This is a genomic window from [Erwinia] mediterraneensis (assembly GCF_900604315.1).
Classification (GTDB): Bacteria; Pseudomonadota; Gammaproteobacteria; order Enterobacterales; family Enterobacteriaceae; genus Pantoea; species Pantoea mediterraneensis_A.
Genome location: NZ_LR026978.1, coordinates 2,282,435 through 2,303,810 on the forward strand (window position 1 = coordinate 2,282,435; position 21,376 = coordinate 2,303,810).

General features: G+C 55.5%; 21 protein-coding genes. 12 read left to right on the plus strand and 9 right to left on the minus strand.

Translation table 11 applies throughout. From position 1 onward, the window contains the following. The first annotated feature begins 56 nt into the window (after nt 1-56). From acnB to E0E17_RS10560, 6 genes are all read left to right on the plus strand, one after another. Entirely contained in the window at nt 57-2,654 is a 2,598-nt protein-coding gene (gene acnB, locus E0E17_RS10535; RefSeq protein WP_130834029.1) for a bifunctional aconitate hydratase 2/2-methylisocitrate dehydratase, read from the plus strand. A gap of 180 nt (nt 2,655-2,834) precedes the next feature. Continuing rightward, complete coding sequence (gene yacL / locus E0E17_RS10540) at nt 2,835-3,197, plus strand: protein YacL (protein WP_130834030.1); 363 nt, start codon at nt 2,835-2,837, stop codon at nt 3,195-3,197. Between the two features lie 263 nt (nt 3,198-3,460). After that, the gene (locus E0E17_RS10545; protein WP_130834031.1) at nt 3,461-4,414 is read left to right on the plus strand and encodes a 2-keto-3-deoxygluconate permease 1; all 954 of its coding nucleotides are present in this window, start codon (nt 3,461-3,463) and stop codon (nt 4,412-4,414) included. Beyond that, entirely contained in the window at nt 4,411-5,676 is a 1,266-nt protein-coding gene (dtnK, locus tag E0E17_RS10550) for a D-threonate kinase (protein WP_130834032.1), read from the plus strand. The genes E0E17_RS10545 and dtnK overlap by 4 nt, the downstream gene beginning before the upstream one ends. Next, nucleotides 5,636-6,649 (plus strand): D-threonate 4-phosphate dehydrogenase, encoded by a 1,014-nt coding sequence (locus E0E17_RS10555; RefSeq protein WP_130835516.1) that lies wholly within the window; start codon nt 5,636-5,638, stop codon nt 6,647-6,649. The genes dtnK and E0E17_RS10555 overlap by 41 nt, the downstream gene beginning before the upstream one ends. Nucleotides 6,650-6,655: 6 nt before the next feature. Next, complete coding sequence (locus E0E17_RS10560) at nt 6,656-7,423, plus strand: DeoR/GlpR family DNA-binding transcription regulator (protein WP_130834033.1); 768 nt, start codon at nt 6,656-6,658, stop codon at nt 7,421-7,423. 41 nt (nt 7,424-7,464) lie between these two features. On the opposite strand, the gene speD is transcribed toward E0E17_RS10560, so the two are convergent. The 3 genes from speD to E0E17_RS10575 all read right to left on the minus strand — a co-directional run bounded on the left by speD (nt 7,465) and on the right by E0E17_RS10575 (nt 9,622). Continuing rightward, nucleotides 7,465-8,274 carry an adenosylmethionine decarboxylase gene (gene speD, locus E0E17_RS10565; RefSeq protein WP_130834034.1) on the minus strand — a complete coding sequence of 270 codons (810 nt, stop codon included), beginning with the start codon at nt 8,272-8,274 and terminating at the stop codon, nt 7,465-7,467. Between the two features lie 28 nt (nt 8,275-8,302). Next, entirely contained in the window at nt 8,303-9,166 is an 864-nt protein-coding gene (gene speE / locus E0E17_RS10570) for a polyamine aminopropyltransferase (RefSeq protein ID WP_130834035.1), read from the minus strand. Nucleotides 9,167-9,274: 108 nt separating this feature from the next. Then, a complete protein-coding gene (locus tag E0E17_RS10575; RefSeq protein WP_130834036.1) occupies nt 9,275-9,622 on the minus strand; it encodes a YacC family pilotin-like protein in 348 nt (115 codons plus the stop codon). Between the two features lie 175 nt (nt 9,623-9,797). Here E0E17_RS10575 and cueO point away from each other — a divergent pair, with 175 nt between their 5' ends. Further along, nucleotides 9,798-11,339 carry a multicopper oxidase CueO gene (gene cueO, locus E0E17_RS10580; RefSeq protein WP_130834037.1) on the plus strand — a complete coding sequence of 514 codons (1,542 nt, stop codon included), beginning with the start codon at nt 9,798-9,800 and terminating at the stop codon, nt 11,337-11,339. Between the two features lie 3 nt (nt 11,340-11,342). On the opposite strand, the gene E0E17_RS10585 is transcribed toward cueO, so the two are convergent. Together E0E17_RS10585 and oxlT are read right to left on the minus strand one after the other, a co-directional pair. Further along, nucleotides 11,343-12,626, minus strand: a complete 1,284-nt coding sequence (locus E0E17_RS10585) for a cystathionine gamma-synthase family protein (RefSeq protein ID WP_130834038.1) — start codon at nt 12,624-12,626, stop codon at nt 11,343-11,345. Nucleotides 12,627-12,871: 245 nt separating this feature from the next. Beyond that, complete coding sequence (oxlT, locus tag E0E17_RS10590; RefSeq protein ID WP_130834039.1) at nt 12,872-14,128, minus strand: oxalate/formate MFS antiporter; 1,257 nt, start codon at nt 14,126-14,128, stop codon at nt 12,872-12,874. 51 nt (nt 14,129-14,179) lie between these two features. On the opposite strand from oxlT, the gene E0E17_RS10595 reads away from it, so the two are divergent. Further along, nucleotides 14,180-14,566, plus strand: a complete 387-nt coding sequence (locus E0E17_RS10595) for a hypothetical protein (protein WP_130834040.1) — start codon at nt 14,180-14,182, stop codon at nt 14,564-14,566. After that, on the plus strand, nt 14,550-15,080 hold the full coding sequence (hpt, locus tag E0E17_RS10600; RefSeq protein ID WP_130834041.1) for a hypoxanthine phosphoribosyltransferase: 531 nt from the start codon (nt 14,550-14,552) through the stop codon (nt 15,078-15,080). Before E0E17_RS10595 ends, hpt begins: the two co-directional genes overlap by 17 nt. Before the next feature lie 61 nt (nt 15,081-15,141). On the opposite strand, the gene can is transcribed toward hpt, so the two are convergent. Continuing rightward, nucleotides 15,142-15,804 carry a carbonate dehydratase gene (gene can, locus E0E17_RS10605; RefSeq protein WP_130834042.1) on the minus strand — a complete coding sequence of 221 codons (663 nt, stop codon included), beginning with the start codon at nt 15,802-15,804 and terminating at the stop codon, nt 15,142-15,144. A gap of 104 nt (nt 15,805-15,908) precedes the next feature. Here can and E0E17_RS10610 point away from each other — a divergent pair, with 104 nt between their 5' ends. The 3 genes from E0E17_RS10610 (at nt 15,909) to E0E17_RS10620 (ending at nt 19,183) form a co-directional block, all read left to right on the plus strand. Beyond that, nucleotides 15,909-16,835, plus strand: a complete 927-nt coding sequence (locus tag E0E17_RS10610; protein WP_130834043.1) for an ABC transporter ATP-binding protein — start codon at nt 15,909-15,911, stop codon at nt 16,833-16,835. Further along, on the plus strand, nt 16,832-17,602 hold the full coding sequence (locus E0E17_RS10615; protein WP_130834044.1) for an ABC transporter permease: 771 nt from the start codon (nt 16,832-16,834) through the stop codon (nt 17,600-17,602). Before E0E17_RS10610 ends, E0E17_RS10615 begins: the two co-directional genes overlap by 4 nt. 564 nt (nt 17,603-18,166) lie before the next feature. After that, complete coding sequence (locus tag E0E17_RS10620; protein WP_130834045.1) at nt 18,167-19,183, plus strand: acyltransferase family protein; 1,017 nt, start codon at nt 18,167-18,169, stop codon at nt 19,181-19,183. A 73-nt stretch (nt 19,184-19,256) separates the two neighbouring features. Here the strand turns inward: E0E17_RS10620 and panD are convergent, their stop codons facing one another. From panD to panB, 3 genes are read right to left on the minus strand one after another with little or no spacing between them, the layout of a single operon-like run. After that, complete coding sequence (gene panD, locus E0E17_RS10625) at nt 19,257-19,637, minus strand: aspartate 1-decarboxylase (protein WP_130834046.1); 381 nt, start codon at nt 19,635-19,637, stop codon at nt 19,257-19,259. A gap of 52 nt (nt 19,638-19,689) precedes the next feature. Further along, complete coding sequence (panC, locus tag E0E17_RS10630) at nt 19,690-20,544, minus strand: pantoate--beta-alanine ligase (protein ID WP_130834047.1); 855 nt, start codon at nt 20,542-20,544, stop codon at nt 19,690-19,692. A gap of 15 nt (nt 20,545-20,559) precedes the next feature. After that, nucleotides 20,560-21,354 carry a 3-methyl-2-oxobutanoate hydroxymethyltransferase gene (gene panB, locus E0E17_RS10635; RefSeq protein WP_130834048.1) on the minus strand — a complete coding sequence of 265 codons (795 nt, stop codon included), beginning with the start codon at nt 21,352-21,354 and terminating at the stop codon, nt 20,560-20,562. Nucleotides 21,355-21,376: the final 22 nt, after the last annotated feature.

Genomic DNA, 21,376 nt, shown 5'->3' on the forward strand with positions numbered 1-21,376 from the left:
CAGGAAGTGAGAGAGGTGACCGGGAGGCCCTATACAATGAGAGCGAGGAGAACGTCGTGCTAGAAGAATACCGTAAGCACGTTGCCGAGCGTGCCGCCCAGGGGATTGTTCCTAAACCTTTAGATGCATCCCAGATGGCCGCGCTGGTTGAACTGCTGAAAAACCCGCCTGCGGGCGAAGAAGAATTCCTGACCGATTTGTTGGTTAACCGTGTTCCGCCGGGTGTCGACGAAGCCGCTTATGTAAAAGCGGGTTTCCTGGCGGCTATCGCTAAAGGCGAAACGACCTCTCCTCTGGTATCCCCTGAAAAAGCGATTGAACTGCTGGGCACTATGCAAGGCGGTTACAATATTCATCCGCTGATTGATGCGCTCGACGATGCCAGCCTGGCTCCGGGGGCAGCGAAGGCGCTGTCGCACACCCTGCTGATGTTTGACAGCTTCTACGACGTGGAAGAAAAAGCGAAAGCGGGTAATCCGCACGCTCAGCAGGTCATGCAATCCTGGGCCGATGCCGAGTGGTATCTCTCTCGTCCTGCCCTGGCCGAGAAGATCACTGTCACCGTATTTAAAGTGACGGGCGAAACCAACACCGACGATCTTTCTCCGGCGCCGGATGCCTGGTCACGTCCCGATATCCCGCTGCATGCGCTGGCGATGCTGAAAAACGCGCGTGAAGGTATTGAGCCGGATGAGCCGGGCAATATCGGTCCGATCAAACAGATCGAAGCGCTGCAGGCGAAAGGTTTCCCGCTGGCCTATGTGGGCGACGTAGTGGGTACCGGTTCTTCGCGTAAATCTGCTACCAACTCCGTGCTGTGGTTCATGGGCGACGATATCCCGTACGTGCCGAATAAAAAAGGCGGCGGCGTGGTGCTGGGCGGCAAAATTGCGCCAATCTTCTTCAACACCATGGAAGATGCGGGCGCGCTGCCGATTGAAGTGGATGTGAACAACCTGAACATGGGCGATGTTATCGACATCTACCCGTATCAGGGTGAAGTACGCAACCACGAAACGGGCGAAGTGCTGGCCACGTTTGCCCTGAAGACCGACGTACTGATGGACGAAGTACGCGCTGGCGGCCGTATTCCGCTGATCATCGGCCGTGGCCTGACCACCAAAGCCCGCGAGTCGCTGGGTCTGCCGCAGAGCGATGTGTTCCGTCAGGCGAAAGATGTGGCTGCCAGTACGCGCGGCTTCTCGCTGGCGCAGAAAATGGTCGGTCGCGCCTGTGGCGTCGACGGTATCCGTCCGGGTCAGTATTGCGAACCGAAAATGACCTCAGTAGGCTCGCAGGACACCACCGGTCCAATGACCCGTGATGAACTGAAAGATCTGGCCTGCCTTGGCTTCTCCGCCGACCTGGTGATGCAGTCGTTCTGTCATACCGCCGCCTATCCGAAGCCGGTTGACGTGAACACGCACCACACGCTGCCAGACTTTATTATGAACCGTGGCGGTGTCTCACTGCGTCCGGGCGATGGCGTGATTCACTCCTGGCTGAACCGTATGCTGCTGCCGGATACCGTAGGCACCGGTGGTGACTCCCACACCCGTTTTCCGATCGGTATCTCTTTCCCGGCGGGTTCAGGTCTGGTGGCCTTTGCCGCAGCGACCGGCGTTATGCCGCTGGATATGCCGGAATCGGTGCTGGTGCGCTTTAAAGGGCAAATGCAGCCGGGCATCACGCTGCGTGACCTGGTGCACGCCATCCCGCTGTACGCCATCAAAGAAGGTCTGCTGACCGTTGAGAAGAAAGGTAAGAAAAACATCTTCTCTGGTCGCATTCTGGAAATTGAAGGTCTGCCGGATTTGAAAGTTGAGCAGGCGTTTGAGTTGACCGATGCTTCAGCCGAGCGTTCCGCTGCCGGTTGTACCATCAAGCTGGATAAGGCGCCGATCATCGAGTACCTGAATTCCAACATCGTGCTGCTGAAGTGGATGATTGCCGAAGGCTATGGCGATCGCCGTACCCTGGAGCGTCGTATTCAGGGCATGGAAAAATGGCTGGCGGATCCGCAGCTGCTGGAAGCGGATGCTGATGCCGAGTACGCGGCGGTGATCGAGATCGATCTGGCCGAGATCAAAGAGCCGATTCTGTGTGCGCCGAACGATCCGGACGACGCGCGTCTGCTCTCTGACGTGCAGGGTGAGAAGATTGATGAAGTCTTTATCGGCTCCTGTATGACCAACATCGGTCACTTCCGCGCTGCCGGTAAGCTGCTCGACAGCCATAAAGGTCAGCTGCCGACCCGTCTGTGGGTGGCACCGCCGACCCGTATGGATGCGGCTCAGCTGACGGAAGAGGGTTACTATAGCGTCTTCGGTAAGAGCGGAGCGCGTATTGAGATCCCGGGCTGCTCACTCTGTATGGGTAACCAGGCGCGTGTTGCGGATGGCGCTACCGTGGTATCCACCTCCACGCGTAACTTCCCGAACCGTCTGGGCACCGGCGCGAACGTCTATCTCGCCTCGGCGGAACTGGCGGCCGTTGCTTCACTGCTTGGCAAGCTGCCAACTGCAGAAGAGTATCAGCAGTTTATGGCGCAGGTGGATAAAACCGCGACTGACACTTACCGTTACCTCAACTTTGACCAGTTGAATCAGTACACGGCAAAAGCGGACGGCGTGATTTTCCAGACTGCGGTATAACCGCTTCAGCAACAGCGAAAAGGGCGACCCGGGTCGCCCTTTTTTATTGCCTCTGTTTCCGCTGTGGGGAATGTCGGGCGCGAAAGCCGCTGGCTTTCCCGATGTGGCTTGCGATAATAAGTGAATAAACATCTGCCGTGTGCCTGGCGGCTAAAACAGGCATGATCGAGGGTAAGTAGTATGGAGTATGAGTTTTTACGCGACCTCACCGGGCAGGTGAAAGTACGCATGTCGATGGGACATGAAGCCGTTGGCCACTGGTTTAATGAGGAAGTGCAGGGGGATCTGGCGCTGCTGGCGGAAGTGGAAGCGGCGGCACAACATCTGAAGGGCAGTGAGCGCCAGTGGCAACGCGTCGGACATGAATACACTCTGTGGATGGACGCGGAAGAGGTGATGATTCGCGCCAATCAGCTCGCTTTTGATAACGAGGAGCTGGAAGAGGGCATGAACTATTACGACGAAGAAAGTCTGGCGTTTTGTGGCGTAGAGGACTTTCTGGTGGTGATTGCCGCCTGGCGCGCTTTTCTGCAGGGACACTGATCTCCTGATCCATAATGGCCCGCCAGCGGGTCCCTACGTTTTCTTCTTCTGATACTCACTTTTCTGCCGCAGCGGGCACAGATGTTGCCCGTCCTCTGATTTTGATTAATTTTAATCATTTTTATTCTCTTTGATCATTATTAATGCTGTTAAGGTTTTTTTAAGGGTTATTTTCTTTGATGTTGCTCACATTTAATCATTTGTGATTGTATATAATCAATACCACCTGATCTGATTACCTTTACCCGGAGTCCAGAGGGATTATGAATATCAAAAAAAGTATCGAGAAAATACCTGGTGGCATGATGGTGGTGCCGCTGGTAATTGGCGCCGGCCTGAATACCTTTATCCCTCAGGCGCTGGAGGTGGGGGGCTTTACGACTGCGCTGTTTAAAAACGGCGCCCCGGCACTGATTGGCGCTTTCCTGCTGTGCATGGGTGCCGGGATTAGTTTCCGTGCAGCGCCGCGTGCGCTGTTGCAGGGCGGCACCATTACGCTGACCAAATTGCTGGTCGCTGTGGTGCTCGGACTGTGCATCGAATATCTGTTCGGCGCGCAGGGCATCTGGGGCCTGAGCGGCCTCGCCATTATTGCTGCGATGAGTAACTCTAACGGCGGGCTATATGCAGCGCTGGTCGGCGAGTTTGGTAACGAGCGTGATGTTGGCGCTATCTCTATCCTGTCGCTGAACGATGGTCCCTTCTTTACCATGATTGCCCTCGGTGCCGCCGGTATGGCCAATATTCCCCTGATGGCGCTGGTGGCGATTCTGGTGCCACTGGTGGTCGGCATGATTTTAGGTAACCTTGACCCAGAGATGCGCGCCTTCCTGACCAAAGGCGGCCCGATCCTGATTCCGTTCTTTGCGTTTGCGCTGGGATCCGGCATCAACTTCGATATGCTGCTGCAGGGGGGGCTGGCGGGCATTGTGCTGGGTGTGCTGACCACGCTGGTGGGCGGTTTCTTTAACATCCAGGCGGATCGTCTGGTAGGCGGCAGCGGCATTGCCGGGGCAGCAGCCTCCAGCACCGCCGGTAACGCCGTTGCGACGCCGCTCGCCATTGCGCAGGCCGATCCCTCTCTGGCCGCAGCCGCCTCGGCGGCGGCTCCCCTGATTGCGGCATCGGTAATTACTACCGCGATTTTAACCCCGCTGCTCACCTCCTGGGTGGCAAGACGTAACGCCAGACTGACTGTGACAAAGGAAAGCCTGTGAAGATGATTGTCATTGCCGATGATTTCACCGGGGCGAATGATACCGGTGTACAGCTGGCAAAAAGGGGCGCACGCACTGAGGTGATGCTCTCCCTGCAACAAAAGCCATCCCGGCGCGCTGATGTGCTGGTGATCAATACCGAAAGCCGTGCCAGCGCGCGCGAAGTGGCCGTACAAAAAGTGACTGAGGCGCTGATCCCCTGGCTGCCGTCGCAACCGCTGATTTATAAAAAAATCGATTCCACCTTTCGCGGCAATGTGGGTGCGGAGATCGACGCGGTGTTGCGTATCAGCGGCAAAAGATTCGCGCTGATTGCTGCCGCTATTCCCGGGGCCGGGCGCATTACCCTGCACGGCCAGTGCCTGGTGCATCATATCCCGCTGGCCGAAACGGAATTTGCCAGCGATCCGCGTACGCCGATCGTCTCCTCCCATATCAAAACGCTGCTGGCGCAGCAAAGCACGCTGCCGGTACTGGAGGTAACGCTGGAGGAAGTGCGTGCAGGCCAGCTGTCTGCCCGGCTGAAAGCGTATCAGGGCCCTACACCGGCGATGGTGGTAGTTGATGCCGAAACTGAACAGGATCTGACGCTGATCGCGCAGGATGCCCTGGCGCAGGAAGAGACGCCAGTGCTGGTGGGCGCGGCGGGACTGGCCGGTGCACTGCCCGCCTCCGCCTGCCTGCTGCAGCGCCGCTCGCTACCGGTGCTGGTGCTGGCGGGATCCATGAGCGAAGCCACGCGCCGTCAGGTGGCGCAGGCTGTCAGCCAGCAGCGAGCGCAGGTAGTCGATATCGATGTGACGCGGCTGATGGACAGCGAAACAGAAGCCTATCTGGCGCATCTGACCCGGCAGGCCAGCCAGCAGCTTGGCGCGGGACGGCACTGTATTCTGCGCACCAGCCGCAGTGAAGCCGATCGCCACGCTATCGGGGCGCTGTGTGAACGGTTTCAGTTAAGTCGCGCCGCGCTGGGCGAACAGCTCAGCCAGCGGCTGGGACAACTGGCGCTGGCGATTATCGGTCAGGCGCGTATCGGCGGCCTGTTTCTTACCGGCGGGGATATCGCCACCGCCGTCGCTAATGCGCTGGGCGCAGAGGGCTATCGCATTCAACAGGAAGTGGCGCCCTGTATTCCCTGTGGTTCTTTTATTAACAGCGAGCTGGATGATTTACCGGTGATAACCAAAGCGGGTGGCTTTGGCGCGGAGAGTACGCTTTGTGATGCGCTCTCATTTATTGAGGAGATGTACGGTGACCAATAACGTAATTGCAGTAACCATGGGCGATCCGGCGGGTATTGGCCCGGAAATTATCATTAAATCGCTGGCGGAAGGGAAACTGGCCGGTGCGCCGGCGGTCGTGGTGGGGTGCGCCAGTACGCTGCGCCGGGTGATGACCATCGCGGGCCTGCCGCAGGCGGAGTTGCGCGTCATTAATCAGGTCAGCGACGCCAGTTTTACGCCGGGCGTCATCAATATTATCGATGAGCCGCTGGCGGATCCCGATGCGCTGCAGCCAGGTGTGGTACAGAATGCTGCCGGCGATCTGGCATACCGCTGTGTGAAGCGCGCCACCGAGCTGGCGCTGGCGGGCGAGGTGCACGGCATCGCCACGGCACCGCTGAATAAAGAGGCGCTACATGCGGCCGGGCATATTTATCCGGGCCATACCGAGCTGCTGGCGAAACTGACCAACAGCAAAGATTACGCGATGGTGCTGTATACCGATCGTCTCAAGGTTATCCATGTCACCACCCATATCGCGCTGCGCAAGTTCCTGGATACCCTGAACCGCGAGCGCGTGGAAACGGTGATCGCCATGGCCGATACCTTTCTGCGTCGCGTTGGCTATAGCCAGCCGCGTATCGCTGTTGCCGGTGTCAATCCCCATGCCGGTGAGAATGGCCTGTTTGGCGATGAGGAGATCACCATTGTCGGTCCCGCCGTGGAGGCGATGAAAGCGCAGGGCATTCAGGCGACGGGCCCCTGTCCGCCCGATACCATTTACCTGCAGTGCTACGAAGGACAGTACGATATGGTGGTGGCGATGTACCACGATCAGGGTCATATTCCACTGAAACTGCTGGGCTTCTATGATGGTGTGAATATCACTGCGGGGCTGCCTTTTATCCGCACCTCTGCCGATCATGGCACCGCGTTTGATATCGCATGGACAGGCAAAGCGAAGTCTGAGAGCATGGCGATCTCGATTGAACTTGCGATGCAGCTTGCTTAAGGAACTATGAAGGGACACAGTCGCCTCGATCAGATTATGGACTACCTGAAGAGCCATAATCTGGTGACCGTTGATCAGCTGGTCAGCGCCATCAATGCGTCACCCGCCACTATTCGGCGCGATCTGATTAAACTGGATAAAGAGGGGGTGATCAGCCGCACCCATGGCGGCGTCACCCTGAACCGGTTTATTCCCGCGCAGCCAACCACGCTGGAAAAGATGCAGCGTAACCTGACGGAAAAAGCGGCGATTGCCCGCTGTGCGGCCAGCTTTGTGCAGGCGGGGGATGCGGTGGTGCTGGATGCCGGGACCACCATGCTGGAACTGGCGCGTCAGTTGACTCATCTGCCGCTACGGGTGATCACGGCCGATCTGCATATCGCGCTTTTTCTGTCAGAATTCAAACAGATTGAAGTGACCATTATTGGCGGCCGTATTGATGACTCCAGCCAGTCCTGCATTGGCGAGCATGGGCGGCGCTTGCTACGCGGCATCAATCCCGATATCGCTTTTGTCAGCTGCAACTCCTGGAGCCTGGAGCGCGGTATCACTACGCCCACGGAAGAGAAGGCGGGGCTGAAGCAGGATCTGCTGGCCAATGCCCGTCGCCGCGTGCTGCTGGCGGACAGCAGTAAATATGGTTCCTGGTCGCTGTTTTGCGCTGCGCCGCTGCACGCGTTGACCGATATCGTCAGCGATGACCAGCTGGCTGCCGAGGTGGGGCAGAGCCTGCAGGAAAGTGGCATCCGCCTGCAGTTGACCAGCCATAAATAAAAAAGGGCATCGCAGGATGCCCTTTTTTTGCCTGTACCCTGTTACAGGGTTTTCAGACCCACGGTCGGAATATTACGGCCATAGTAAATCTCACGCATCTCTTTCCACAGCAGGTCGGTGATGCGCTTGTGCTCCTGCGCACTGAGATCTTCCGGTTTGGTATGAAAAAGATAGTGTTTCAGATCGAACTCTTTCAGTAACATTTTGGTATGGAACATGTTTTCCTGATAAACGTTCACATCCATCATGTCATACATCGCTTTCATATCCTCGGACATGAAGTTCTGAATCGAGTTGATCTCATGGTCGATAAAGTGCTTAACGCCGTTAATATCGCGGGTAAAGCCACGGACGCGATAATCGATAGTGACAATGTCAGATTCCAGCTGGTGGATCAGGTAGTTCAGCGCTTTCAGCGGTGAAATCACGCCACAGGTGGAAACTTCAATGTCGGCGCGAAAGGTGCAGAGTCCCCCTTCCGGATGGCTTTCCGGATAGGTATGCACGCAAATATGGCTTTTATCGAGGTGGGCAACCACCGAATTGGGCAGCGGGCCGGGATGCTCTGAAGTGTCGATATCTTTGGGATCGATCGGCTCCTCACTCACCAGAATGGTGACGCTGGCACCCTGGGGTTCATAATCCTGGCGCGCAATATTTAACACGTTGGCACCAATGATCGAACAGGTCTCCGTCAGGATTTCAGTGAGACGGGTAGCATTATATTGCTCATCAATATAGGCAATGTAACCGTCGCGTTCGGCTTCACTATTCGCATAGCAAATATCGTAAATACAAAAACTCAGGCTCTTGGTCAGATTGTTGAAGCCATGTAGTTTAAGCTTTTGCAATTTAGTTCACCCCCTTATAAATACCCGGTCAGCGTACGTCTGACAGTGCATTCAACAGATATTGTGGCAGGGCAAAGCTGCCCACATGGATTGCCGGATTGTAATAACGGCAGTTCAGGCCTGCGGCCGCGAAACGCGCCTGCAGGATGGCGACGTCAGGCTGACGCAGCGCCGGATTGTCGCTCGCCCAGGCAAAGGTCATGATGCCGCCGTAATAGGTCGGGATCGCTGCCTGGTAGAAACTGACATCGTTAAAATAGTTTCCCAGCTTGCGATGGCTGTTGATCGCTTCCTCTTGTTGCAGAAAGCACACGCCATTCTGTGCAACAAAAATGCCGTTCTCGTTCAGTGCCTGTTTGCAGCCGGCATAGAATTCTGACGTAAACAGACTCTCCCCTGGCCCGATGGGATCAGTACAGTCGGAAATAATGACGTCAAATTTTTCCTGTGTCTGATTAACGAAGTTGACGCCATCGTCAATCACCAGGGTAAAACGCGGATCGTCATAGGCACCGGCGCTGTGGTTGGGCAGATACTGCCGACAGAAGTTCACCACACCGGCATCAATCTCCACCATGGTGATTTTTTCGATCTGGCGATGACGGGAAACTTCACGCAACATCGCGCCGTCTCCGCCGCCGATAATCAGCACGCTTTTTGCTGCACCATGTGCCAGTAGCGGCACGTGGGTCATCATTTCGTGATAGATAAACTCATCACGTTCGGTGGTTTGTACCACACCATCCAGCGCCATAACGCGACCGAATGCCGCATTTTCAAAGATGATCAGATCCTGATGCGCCGTTTTTTCCCGGTACAGTTCCTTGTCGACCGTGAAATATTGTCCAAAACCGGTATGCAGGGTTTCATACCACATCTCATTTTGGGCCATGGTGGGGGCTCTCCTCTAATGACATCGCCATAAAAATGGGCGGCACATCATAGCTAACTCTGACCCCGGTTGCACGGTCAAATTATCAGCAGGAAAGCGCGGCGGGGGTTATTTTACGTAGGCAAGCAGGCTGAGGGAGTCGCGTGCCAGCGACTTGCACTTCTTGTCGTTAGTAATCGCAATACCGCTCAGATCACGATAGCTCTCTTCACCCAGCGCTTTCATGTTATAGCTGCTGTAATTGCTTAAATCCCAGCGATTTTGCTGGGCGAAAAAGACCAGCGCTTTGCGTATCTGCGCGTCCGGCAGATCCTGATAGCCGCAATCATTTTTCAGGTAAACAAATACCGCTGTGAGATCGGCGAGATCTTCCGCTTCGGATTCACTCAGGGCAAAGCTGGTGGAGGAGAAGCCAAGGAGTCCCGACAGCAGCAGGATCTTGATGCTTTTCTTCATAATGGTTCTCAATAAGGGATAATGATCTGACGTTAGCACAGTTAACGGCAGGATTCCGATAATTTTGACCTGGTGTGCTGACCATTATTTTTCGTTCCACTCGCCTTACGCCCCTTGACCCTCCCGCAGGGGAAAGGTTTAGGCTGGAGCCTTTATCGCGACCAAGGATCAGACTATGCAACGCCGCCAATTTCTGAAACTGACCGCTGCCCTGAGCGCAGCAGGTGCTTTGCCACTCTGGAGCCGCTCCTTACTGGCCGCCTCCCGCCCATTGCTGCCGGTACCCTCGCGGCTGGAGCCCGATGCGCGCGGCCACTATAACCTGACGGCAATGAGCGGCAGCACGCAATGGCAGGGAAAAAGCGTCGTCACCTGGGGCTATAACGGCGCGCTGTATGGTCCGACCCTGATGCTGGAACGCGGCAAGGCGGTCACGGTCAATATTCATAACCGCCTGCCGGAGGCCACCACCGTACACTGGCACGGGCTGGAGGTGCCGGGTGAGGTGGATGGCGGGCCCCAGGCGCGCATTGAGGCCGGGGCCTCGCGCCAGGTGACTTTTACCCCCGACCAGCCCGCCGCCACCTGCTGGTATCATCCACATCTGCATGGCCATACCGGCTATCAGGTGGCGCAGGGGCTGGCGGGATTGATCGTATTAAAGGATGAGGCTTCCGGGAAGCTGTTACTGCCTACCCAGTGGGGTGAGGATGACGTACCGCTGATCTTTCAGGATAAGCAGCTCAGTGCGGATGGCAGCCGTATTGACTATCAGCTCGACGTCATGCGCGCGGCGGTGGGCTGGTTTGGCGACATGATGCTGACCAACGGCGTGCAGTATCCGCAACATGCCGTGCCGCGCGGCTGGCTACGCCTGCGCCTGCTGAATGGCTGCAACGCCCGTTCGTTACATATCGCCGCCAGCGATCAGCGCCCGCTGTATGTGATTGCCAGCGATGGCGGCTTGCTGGCAGAGCCGGTGCAGGTCGCGTCGCTGCCGCTGCTGCCGGGCGAACGTTTTGAAATTATGGTTGATACCAAAAACGGCAAGCCTTTCGATCTGGTGACGCTACCGGTTGAGCAGGCGGGCATGACGCTGGCGCCTTTTGACCGGCCCTTACCGCTGCTGCAGATTCTGCCGCTGAGCGTGCAGGCCAGCGCCACCTTACCTGACACTCTGGCCAGCTTGCCCGCGCTGCCCGCGACCACAGGGCTGAACAGCCGCTGGCTGCAGCTGATGATGGATCCACAGCTGGATCAGCAGGGGATGCAGGCTCTGATGCAGCGCTATGGGCATCAGGCAATGGGCAAGATGAAAATGCACCATGGCATGGACATGGCGCATCAGGGGCACGGTGAGCGGGCTTACGATTTTCATCATGGTAATAAGATCAACGGTCAGCCGTTCAATATGACAAAACCGATGTTCAATGTTGCGCCCAATACCCTTGAGAAATGGACCATCTCCGGCGAGGGTGATGAGATGTTGCATCCTTTCCATATCCACGGCACACAGTTCCGGATTCTGTCAGAAAACGGCAAGCCTCCGGCACCGCACCGCCAGGGCTGGAAAGATATAGTGAATGTCGACGGCTGGCGCAGTGAAGTGCTGGTACGCTTTGCGCACCCGGCCAGCGCCGAACATGCCTATATGGCCCATTGTCATCTGCTGGAACACGAAGATACCGGCATGATGCTGGGTTTCAGCGTCGGGTAATCCTCACGCCTGTTCAAGCGCCAGGCGAATATCTTCAATCAGGTCGCCAGCGTTCTCGATGCCGATCGACAGACGAATAGTAGCATCACTGATGCCGATACGCTGGCGCACCTCGAGCGGCACGCCTGAATGGGTGGTGCTGGCCGGGTGGCTGGCCAGCGATTCCGTCCCGCCCAGGCTCACCGCCAGCTTAAACAGCGACAGCGCATTCAAAAAGCGAAACGCGGCGTCCTGACCGCCCTGAATATCGAAGGAGAAGGTGGAGCCTGCCCCCTGACACTGGCTGGCAAAGGTCTGGCCTGCCGGACTCTCTTTATCCAGGAAGGAAAGCCAGTGTAGCTTTGCCACTTTTTCATGGTTACGCAAAAAGGCCGCGACCTCTTCGGCATTGTGCCAGGCCTTCTCCATGCGCAGCGACAGGGTTTCCAGAGAACGGCCAATCATCCAGCTTGAATGCGGGTCGAGTTGGGTGCCAATAGCGCTGCGCAGCGCACGGATCTGCGTCATCACCGCTTTGCTGCCCATGGCGGCGCCGGCAATAAGATCGGAATGCCCGCTGACATATTTGGTCAGCGAGTAGAGCGAGATATCGGCGCCCTGCGCCAGCGGACGCTGAAACAGCGGACCGAGCAGGGTATTGTCGCAGGCAACCAGCGGGCGCGATCCCTGCAGCTGGCCGATCTCATCCGCCACTCGCGCCATCAGGGCGATATTCACCAGGCTGTTGGTCGGGTTGGCTGGCGTTTCCACCAGCAGTAACGCCACCCGGCCCAGCGCCATGGCGCGCTGCGCGGCATCGCGCACTTTCTCTTCGTCATTGCCGTCGCTGAAGCCCACCGCCTGAATCGACAGATTATGGAATGTTTTACTCAGCAGGGTTTCCGTGCCGCCATACAGCGGCTGTGAGTGCAGGATCACCTCGCCGGGGCGGACAAAGGTCAGCAGGGTCGTGGAAATGGCCGACATGCCGGAAGAGAAAAGCGCACAGCTTTCCGCCCCTTCATAAATCGCCAGGCGATCCTCAACAATTTCACTGTTGGGGTGATTAAAACGCGAGTAGACCAGCCCGCCGCCTTTGCCTTCCGGCGGCTCGCGGCGACCGGCGACATAATCGAAAAAGTCGCGTCCCTCTTCCGCGCTGTTAAACACGAAGGTGGAGGTGAGAAAGACCGGTGGCTTGACCGCGCCTTCCGACAGTTTTGGATCATAACCGTAGTTCAGCATCTGGGTTTCCGGATGCAATGCACGGCCGCCGATATGCGTTTTCTTATGGGAGGAAGCGGGCATGAAATCTCCTGTCTGCAGAGCAAAATGAATAACAATAAGTTAAGCGTAAATTAACACGAGGCAGATCGCGCGGAGAAGGACGCAAAAGTTCTATGCTTAAAACAAAAATTAAAATGATCGGTCGGGAAAAATATTCATTGTAGATGATTTAACTGCATTGATTTTATAATTTCGATGATTTGTCTGCAAAAAGGGAAAGTACTGACATGTCAGTTGCCGGGGGCGGGTTAGCCCCCGGCGCCTGATTAGCTGTGTTGCCGGATAAAACGGCGACGCCAGGGCTTCAGCACCCACAGCGCCAGAATGGCACTGAGGATATCCAGCGTAATCGCCGTGCCGAATACCGGGCCCCAGTTGTGGGTATGCTGATAGAGCAGGGCGGCGAAGGGGCCACCCAGCACTGAGCCAATGCCCTGAGAGATATACAGCCAGCCATAGTTGCTGGTGGCGTACTGTGCGCCAAAGGTATCGGTCAGCGTGGCCGGAAACAGAGAAAAAATCTCGCCCCAGCCAAAAAACACCACGCCGGACAGCAGGACGAAGAGTAACGGATCGTCGCGACACATCAGCCACAACGCCATGGCGCAGCCTTCCAGCCCGAAGGCGATAAACATCATGTTTTCGCGGCCGATTTTATCCGAAATCAAACCGCACACCGGACGCGTCACGCCATTCATGATCCTGTCAATGCTCAGGGCCAGCGGCAGGGCAGCCATGCCGAACAGGGTCACGGAGGTGATGCCAAAATCCTCTGCAAAAATCGCCATTTGCGAAGTAACCATCAGGCCTGAGGTCGACATCATCGTCATCATCAGAAACATCAGCCAGAACAGCGGCTGGCGCAGCATCTCGCCGGGCCTGAACTGGCGTCCGCTGATCTGCTGCGCTGCCGGAGCCGGTGTGGTCTGTGCAGAAGGCGGTGTACGCAACCCCTGACTGGCGAGGAAGCCGATGGCGGCCAGCAATAAGCCGAACTGCCAGAGGGTAGTTTCCAGCCCCTGAGTTTGCAGAGAATGACTGATCGGGAAGGTAGTCAGCACCGCGCCCATGCCATAACCCGCCGCCACCATGCCCGCAGCAAAACCGCGTTTATGGGGAAACCAGCGCACCATCAGACCCACGACGCCGACATAAACAATGCCGGTTCCCAGGCCGCCCAGCACGCCATAGCAGATCCAGAGCGAGGTCAGCGTACTGGCGGACGCGGCCAATACCCAGCTGAAGCCCGCCAGCAACGTGCCGATTGAGATCAGGCGGCGCGGGCCATAGCGATCGATAAGTTTCCCCTGAAACGGAGAAAAAAATGTCTGCAGCACTATCAGCAGGGAAAAGGTGAGCTGGATTTCCGCCAGCGGCACATCGAGTTTATCCATCAGCGGGCGGGTAAAAAGCGTCCAGACATATTGCGGACTGGAAATCGCGCCCATACAGATGAGGCCCAGCAGCATTTGCTGCCATCTTTTCGTGCCGCTTGCGCTGCCTGTCAGGGTAATGTCGCTCATGGCGTGCTCTCGCTTTATCAGATACAAGTCCTGACAGGAGAAGCAGGATGCGTGCCAGAATCGTCTGAGCCGGGCCAGGCGGCGCTGGCGCGGCGAAAGGAAATCACGCTGCACCAGAAGGAGGCAGTACAGGCACCTTTTTATAAGGCGCGATCACCTTTGTCGGGCAGGATGTGTGCCTGCAGGCAGGGTACGACGGCAGGTATCAGGGTGAATGTCTGGCGCGAAAGCGCGCGCTGCCGGGAAGCTTATCTGGATGATACCGGGTTGAGGCGCTGTTATAATGCCCGCGTTGTGCTCGTGCTGGAAGCGGTGCGCGGCTCTGCAAACTCATGCATTTCAATCGGGGTAGCAATCACTGCAGGGTATATTCCGGTTGGTTTGTCTCTTTTCTGCTTTAAAAATAGTTGGTTGTGTTTTTATGAAACATATCGTTGAAGTGATGATCGCTCAAGAGACGATCGCTTCCCGCATTGCCGAGCTGGGCAAAGAGATCACCGAACAGTACCGTGACAGCGGCAGCGAAATGGTGCTGGTCGGTTTGCTGCGTGGTTCCTTTATGTTTATGGCCGATCTCTGTCGCACCATTGATGTGCCCCATGAAGTCGATTTTATGACCGCCTCCAGCTATGGCAGCGGCATGTCCAGCACCCGTGATGTCAAAATTCTCAAGGATCTGGATGAAGATATTCGCGGCAAGGATGTGCTGATCGTGGAAGATATCATCGACTCAGGCAATACGCTGAGCAAGGTACGCGAAATCCTGCAGTTGCGTCAGCCGAAGTCGCTGGCGATCTGTACGCTGCTGGATAAGCCGGAACGGCGTGAAGTGGATGTCACTGTGGAATATGTCGGCTTTACGATTCCCGACGAATTTGTCGTTGGATACGGCATCGACTACGCTCAACGCTATCGTCATCTGCCGTATATCGGCAAAGTCGTACCGCTCTGATCGGGGAATACCCGCTATTCCAGGCCGGCACGACCGGCCTGGTGGCTGATGTTCAGTGCGGTTAGCGATGACTTTCCGGGCTGACCAGCACGTTACTCATACCGTGACGATAACGCTGCTCCAGAATTTCGCGGCTGGAAGAGGTAACTTCCAGATCGCGCAGACAGCCGTCATGGATGCCGTACACCCAGCCATGCAGGGTCACTTTCTGTCCGCGCTTCCAGGCTGACTGCATAATGGTTGAATGGCCGAGGTTATACACCTGCTCTACCACATTGATCTCGCACAGCTTATCAAAACGTTTTTCCTCGGGCAGGTTGCCCAGCAGGGAGCTGTGTTTGTACCAGAGATCGCGGATGTGCAGCAGCCAGTTGTTGATCAGACCCAGTTCCGGGTTCTCTATCGCCGCCTGCACACCACCGCAGCCGTAGTGACCGCAAATGATGATATGTTCGACCTGCAGCACATCTACCGCATACTGGACGACAGAAAGGCAGTTAAGATCGGTATGGATGACGAGGTTGGCAACGTTGCGATGAACAAAGAGTTCGCCGGGTTCCAGCCCTGTGAGGCGCTCTGCGGGAACGCGGCTGTCTGAACAGCCAATCCAGAGAAAACGGGGTTTTTGCGCCAGCGCCAGGCGCTCAAAAAAACCGGGATCTTCTTCAACCAGCAATTTGGACCATGCACGGTTATTACTGATGAGTCTTTCAATTTCTTTCATCGGGGTGACCTGTAATACGTCGAAATGCGTTGCTGTACTATAGGACAACGCCAGGTAATTTCAATGGTTAAACCAATGCAATCAAAACAGGGTATGGATTCTCTATGACTTATGCACTTGAGCTTTCCCGGCTAACAAAGACTTATCCCGGCGGCGTGCAGGCGCTTAAAGGAATCGATCTGAATGTTGAGGCGGGTGATTTTTACGCGCTACTGGGGCCAAACGGGGCTGGAAAATCGACCACTATCGGTATCATCAGCTCACTGGTGAACAAATCGGCTGGCAGTGTGCGGGTTTTCGGTTATGACCTGGCAAAAGATGTGGTTAACGCCAAACGCCAGCTCGGTCTGGTGCCGCAGGAGTTTAACTTTAACCCTTTTGAAACCGTACAGCAGATTGTGGTTAACCAGGCTGGCTACTACGGCGTTGAGCGCCGTGAAGCGGTTATTCGCGCGGAGAAATATCTCAGGCAGCTCGACCTGTGGGAGAAGCGCAATGAACGCGCCCGTATGCTTTCTGGTGGCATGAAGCGTCGCCTGATGATTGCGCGTGCGCTGATGCATGAGCCCAAGCTGCTGATTCTGGATGAACCCACCGCCGGGGTAGATATCGAGCTGCGGCGCTCAATGTGGGTGTTCCTCAAGGAGCTGAACGCCAGAGGCACCACCATTATCCTGACCACACACTATCTGGAGGAGGCGGAGATGCTGTGCCGCAATATCGGCATTATCCAGAGCGGTGAGCTGGTTGAAAACACCTCCATGAAAGGGCTGCTGGCGAAGCTGAAATCGGAAACCTTTATTCTGGACCTGGCGCCGCGCAGTCCGCTGCCCATGCTGGAAGGCTTCCAGTATCGTCTGGTGGATACCTCCACGCTGGAAGTAGAAGTGATGCGTGAACAGGGGTTGAACAGTGTGTTCAGCCAGTTAAGCGCGCAGGGGATTCAGGTACTGAGTATGCGTAATAAAGCAAACCGGCTGGAGGAGTTGTTTGTCAGCCTGGTGCAGGGAAAAACAGGAGTAAAAGCATGACACATTTGTACTGGGTGGCGCTGAAAAGTATCTGGACCAAAGAGGTTAACCGTTTTGCCCGTATCTGGGTGCAGACGCTGGTGCCGCCGGTGATCACCATGACGCTCTATTTTATCATCTTCGGCAATCTGATTGGCTCGCGTATCGGTGATATGCACGGTTTCAGCTACATGCAATTTATCGTGCCGGGTCTGATTATGATGTCAGTGATTACCAATGCTTATGCGAATGTCGCCTCCTCCTTTTTCAGCGCCAAGTTCCAGCGCAACATTGAAGAGCTGCTGGTCGCGCCGGTACCGACCCATGTCATTATTGCAGGTTATGTTGGGGGTGGGGTAGCGCGCGGCATCTGCGTCGGCATTCTGGTCACCGCGGTATCGCTGTTTTTCGTGCCCTTCCATGTGCACTCCTGGAGCATGGTGGCGATCACGCTGCTGCTCACTGCCATTCTCTTCTCGCTGGCGGGGCTGCTGAATGCGGTATTCGCCCGCACCTTTGACGATATCAGCCTGATCCCGACGTTTGTGTTAACGCCGTTAACCTACCTGGGGGGGGTCTTTTATTCGCTGACGCTGCTGCCTCCGTTCTGGCAGGACGTTTCGAAGCTGAACCCTATCGTCTATATGATCAGTGGTTTCCGCTTTGGTTTTCTTGGCATCAACGATGTCCCGCTGGTGTTTACTCTGTCGGTTCTGATCGCCTTTATTGTGGTGTTTTATCTGCTGGCCTGGATATTGATTCAGCGTGGCAGAGGATTACGCAGCTAGTTGCTCCTTAATGTTAAGCTTTTATAAATGCAGCCTGAGGCTGCATTTTTTTTCTCAGACTTTGATTTTTCTGTAATTGAACGCTTTCTTGTTATATTTTTCAGAGTTCGCCCCGCTAACATATATTAATTCTGGTTAATTATATGATGCTCAGGGCTGGCAGGGATAAGCAGTAATTAAGCTTTTAAACAGATTAAAACAACATTAAAAAAGAGCGTTCGTTGCCGGCAATTAACATGAGATATATCTTAATACCACGCTTCTCTTATTCTGAAACTAACTGATAACTGCAGGAAATAATCAGTATACTCTTAATTTATTTCCGCCATATTTCAACTCAAGCCGGGCTGTGTATAATCACCTCAGCTCGTAATTACTGCATTCTTCAGGTAGAACCATTGCCTTTAAAAGGCCATTCAGATGCCTTGCTTTTAGCCTTTGCCATGGCTGGTGCCTTTGTGCCCGTTAGCCAGCAGAAGCGCATTTATTACTCTTAATTTTAATTAGAATGTGCTGCTCGCTATAAAAGGATAATACCTTGCCAGCGGCACCGGGGATGTCAATATGAACAGAATTACCTGGATCGATAATCTGCGTGGATTAAGTATACTCGCGGTTATTTTTTTACATTGTACTATCGCGGTAAACAATAATGCCGGGCATTTCACCTTAATGAGCAGTCTGGTGAATGAAGCGCTGGCTCCGATACGTCTGGGGCTGATGTTTTTTGTTTCCGGCCTGTTTGTGGAAGCGGGACTGAGTAAAGGTCGGCGGGTGTTTATTGAGAATAAAGTCAAAAGTATTCTCTATCCTTTCGCCATATGGGTCATCATTTACGCGGGTCTGAAAATCGTTTTCAGCTCGATGTCAAATACGCCGCAGTCGCCTGCCAACATACTGTTAATGCACCTCACCGGCGGAGGCGACATTACCTGGTTTCTGCATTCGCTCTTTCTCTTTTTTATTGTCATTCTGGCCGTGCGACGCCTGCCTTTTTATCTGGTGTTTTTTAGCTGTATGATCGCCAGCGCGACATTGCCTGCGATCCCTGATAACACACTTTTCTCCAGCTTCGATAATCACCACATCAATAAATCGCTTTATCTGTTTGTCTTCTTTTATCTCGGCGATCTTCTGGTGCGCATGAAGGTGGATATTCCGCAACTGGTGAATAAAACGGGCGTGCTGATGGTGTCCCTGCTGAGTTTTGTGCTGCTCTTCTGCCTGAATATGATGATGACGCAGCATCTGCCGCAGCCGCTGCTGTCTCCGCTGGCGCTGCTTTCCATCCCGCTGTTTATCTGGATAGCGCTGCATCTGAAGATGAGCATGGCGTACTACGTGGGGGTGAATTCGATAGTGTTCTTTCTGTCCCATTATCTGGCGATTCAGTTCTTTGCCAAGCTGGTTAAGTTTGGCGGAACCTCGCTCTGGGTCAACGATGTGAAATTCTTACTGGCGTTTGTGTTTGCTCTGTCGCTGCCCTGGGCGCTCTGCCTGTTGCGTGAACGCGGGATGTTTAACTTCCTGTTTACGCTGAAAAAACCGCGAAAAACGCCAGCCACTCAGCCTCTGGGGTAACTTTCCCGCTGCGGCGACGGCTCGGGCAATGCCCGAGCCGTACTTTGCCCGTCCCGGCGCAGAAAAAGGATCTTCAGGCGACCTGGACCGGCACGGCTTTAGCCAGGCGCTTTATCTCATTTTCGCCTTCAAAATAGGCGACTCGCGGTTGCCACAGGCGCGCTTTTTCCTCTTCCATCTGCACGTAAGAGCAGATAATCAGGATATCGGCGACACAGGCGAGGCGGGCAGCCGCGCCATTCACCGAGATGATTTTCGAGCCCCGTTCGGCGGCAATGGCATAGGTGGAGAAACGCTGGCCGTTGGTCACGTTATAGATATCGATGGCCTCATATTCCAGAATACCGGCGGCATCAAGAAAGTCCTGATCAATGGCGCAGGAACCTTCATAGTGCAAATCCGCCTGGGTCACTTTGACGCGATGCAGTTTGCCTTGCAACATGGTGCGTATCATAAAGTTATCGCCTTGTTCTGCTGCTGAAAAAACGATCCACAGTATCCACAGGTTACTGGGTCAAATCCACTTGCTGATTATCAATCAGGCGCGCTTTCCCCAGCCAGGCAGCCATCAGGATCACCGCCCGTCGACTCTCCACGGTGAGCGGCTGTAGCGTTTCGGCATCGCAAATCGCCAGGCCATCCGGCTGAAAGCCTTTTTCGTGCAGGCTCGCTTCGCCCGCTTCAATAATCTCTTCAATGTGGCGCTCGCCGTTCTCCAGGCGCGCCGCCATGCTGCGCATCACTTCGCTCAGGCCGGAAGCCAGCTTGCGCTCGTCAGCGTTCAGGTAGCCATTACGCGAGCTGAGCGCCAGGCCATCCTGGGCGCGCACCGTCGGGACGCCGATAATCTCGATGTCATAGCCCATATCCGCCACCATTTTGCGGATAATGGCTAACTGCTGGAAATCCTTCTCCCCAAAGCAGGCGAGATCGGGCTGCACCAGATTAAACAGCTTGCTGACGATGGTCGCCACGCCACGGAAATGGCCGGGACGGCTCGCCCCTTCCAGCAGCGAGGAGAGCACCGGGACTTCCACAAAGGTCTGGTTTTCCAGCCCGGTGGGATAGACCTCGGCCGCTGCCGGGGCAAACACCACATCAACGCCGTGGCGGTTCAGCTTTTCGCAATCTTCCTGAAGCGTACGCGGGTAGCGCGCCAGGTCGTCGGCGCGGTCAAACTGCATAGGATTAACAAAAACAGAAACCACGACAATATCGGCCCGCGCACGCGCTTCATCCACCAGCGTCAGATGGCCGTCATGCAGATTGCCCATGGTAGGAACCAGCGCAATACGTTTGCCTTCGCGACGCCAGCGACGTACCTCACGACGCAGCATGGGTGGCGTTTCAATGATCAGCACTGTAATTCTCCTGATTTACTGGAAACTGTGTTCAGCGGCGGGGTAGTTACCCGCTTCAACGTCGGCAATATAGTGGCGTACGGCGGCACGAATATCACCGGTTTCGGCCAGAAAGTTTTTGGCAAATTTCGGGATATGGCCGCCGGTAATGCCAAAGGCGTCGTGCATCACCAGAATCTGACCATCGGTCACATTGCCTGCGCCAATACCGATTACCGGAATGCTCAGGGCGGTGGTAATCCGCTGCGCCAGGCTCACCGGCACGCACTCCAGCACCATCAGCTGCGCGCCAGCCGCTTCCAGCGCCAGCGCGTCGGTCAGCAGACGTTCGGCAGCCTCTTCATCACGTCCCTGAACTTTGTAGCCGCCAAAGATGTTTACCGACTGCGGCGTGAGACCGAGATGGCCACAGACCGGGACCGCGCGTTCCGTCAACATTTTCACGCTTTCACACAGCCAGTCACCGCCCTCCAGCTTCACCATATTGGCACCGGCGCGCATCAGCTGCGCCGCGCTGTCAAAGGTTTGTGCGGGCGTGGCGTAACTCATAAACGGCATATCGGCCAGTAACAGCGCCTGAGGGGCGCCGCGACGCACGGCGGCGGTGTGATAGGCGATATCCGCGACGGTGACCGGCAGCGTGGAGTCGTGCCCCTGCACCGTCATGCCCAGAGAGTCGCCCACCAGCATCACCTGAATCCCTTCGTCGGCGAAAAGTCGGGCGAAGCTAAAATCGTAGGCGGTCAGGGTGGCGAACTTACGTCCGTCCAGTTTCCACTGTCGCAGATGGGAGAGCGTAGTTGGCTTCATCGCAATCTCTTGTCAGCTATTT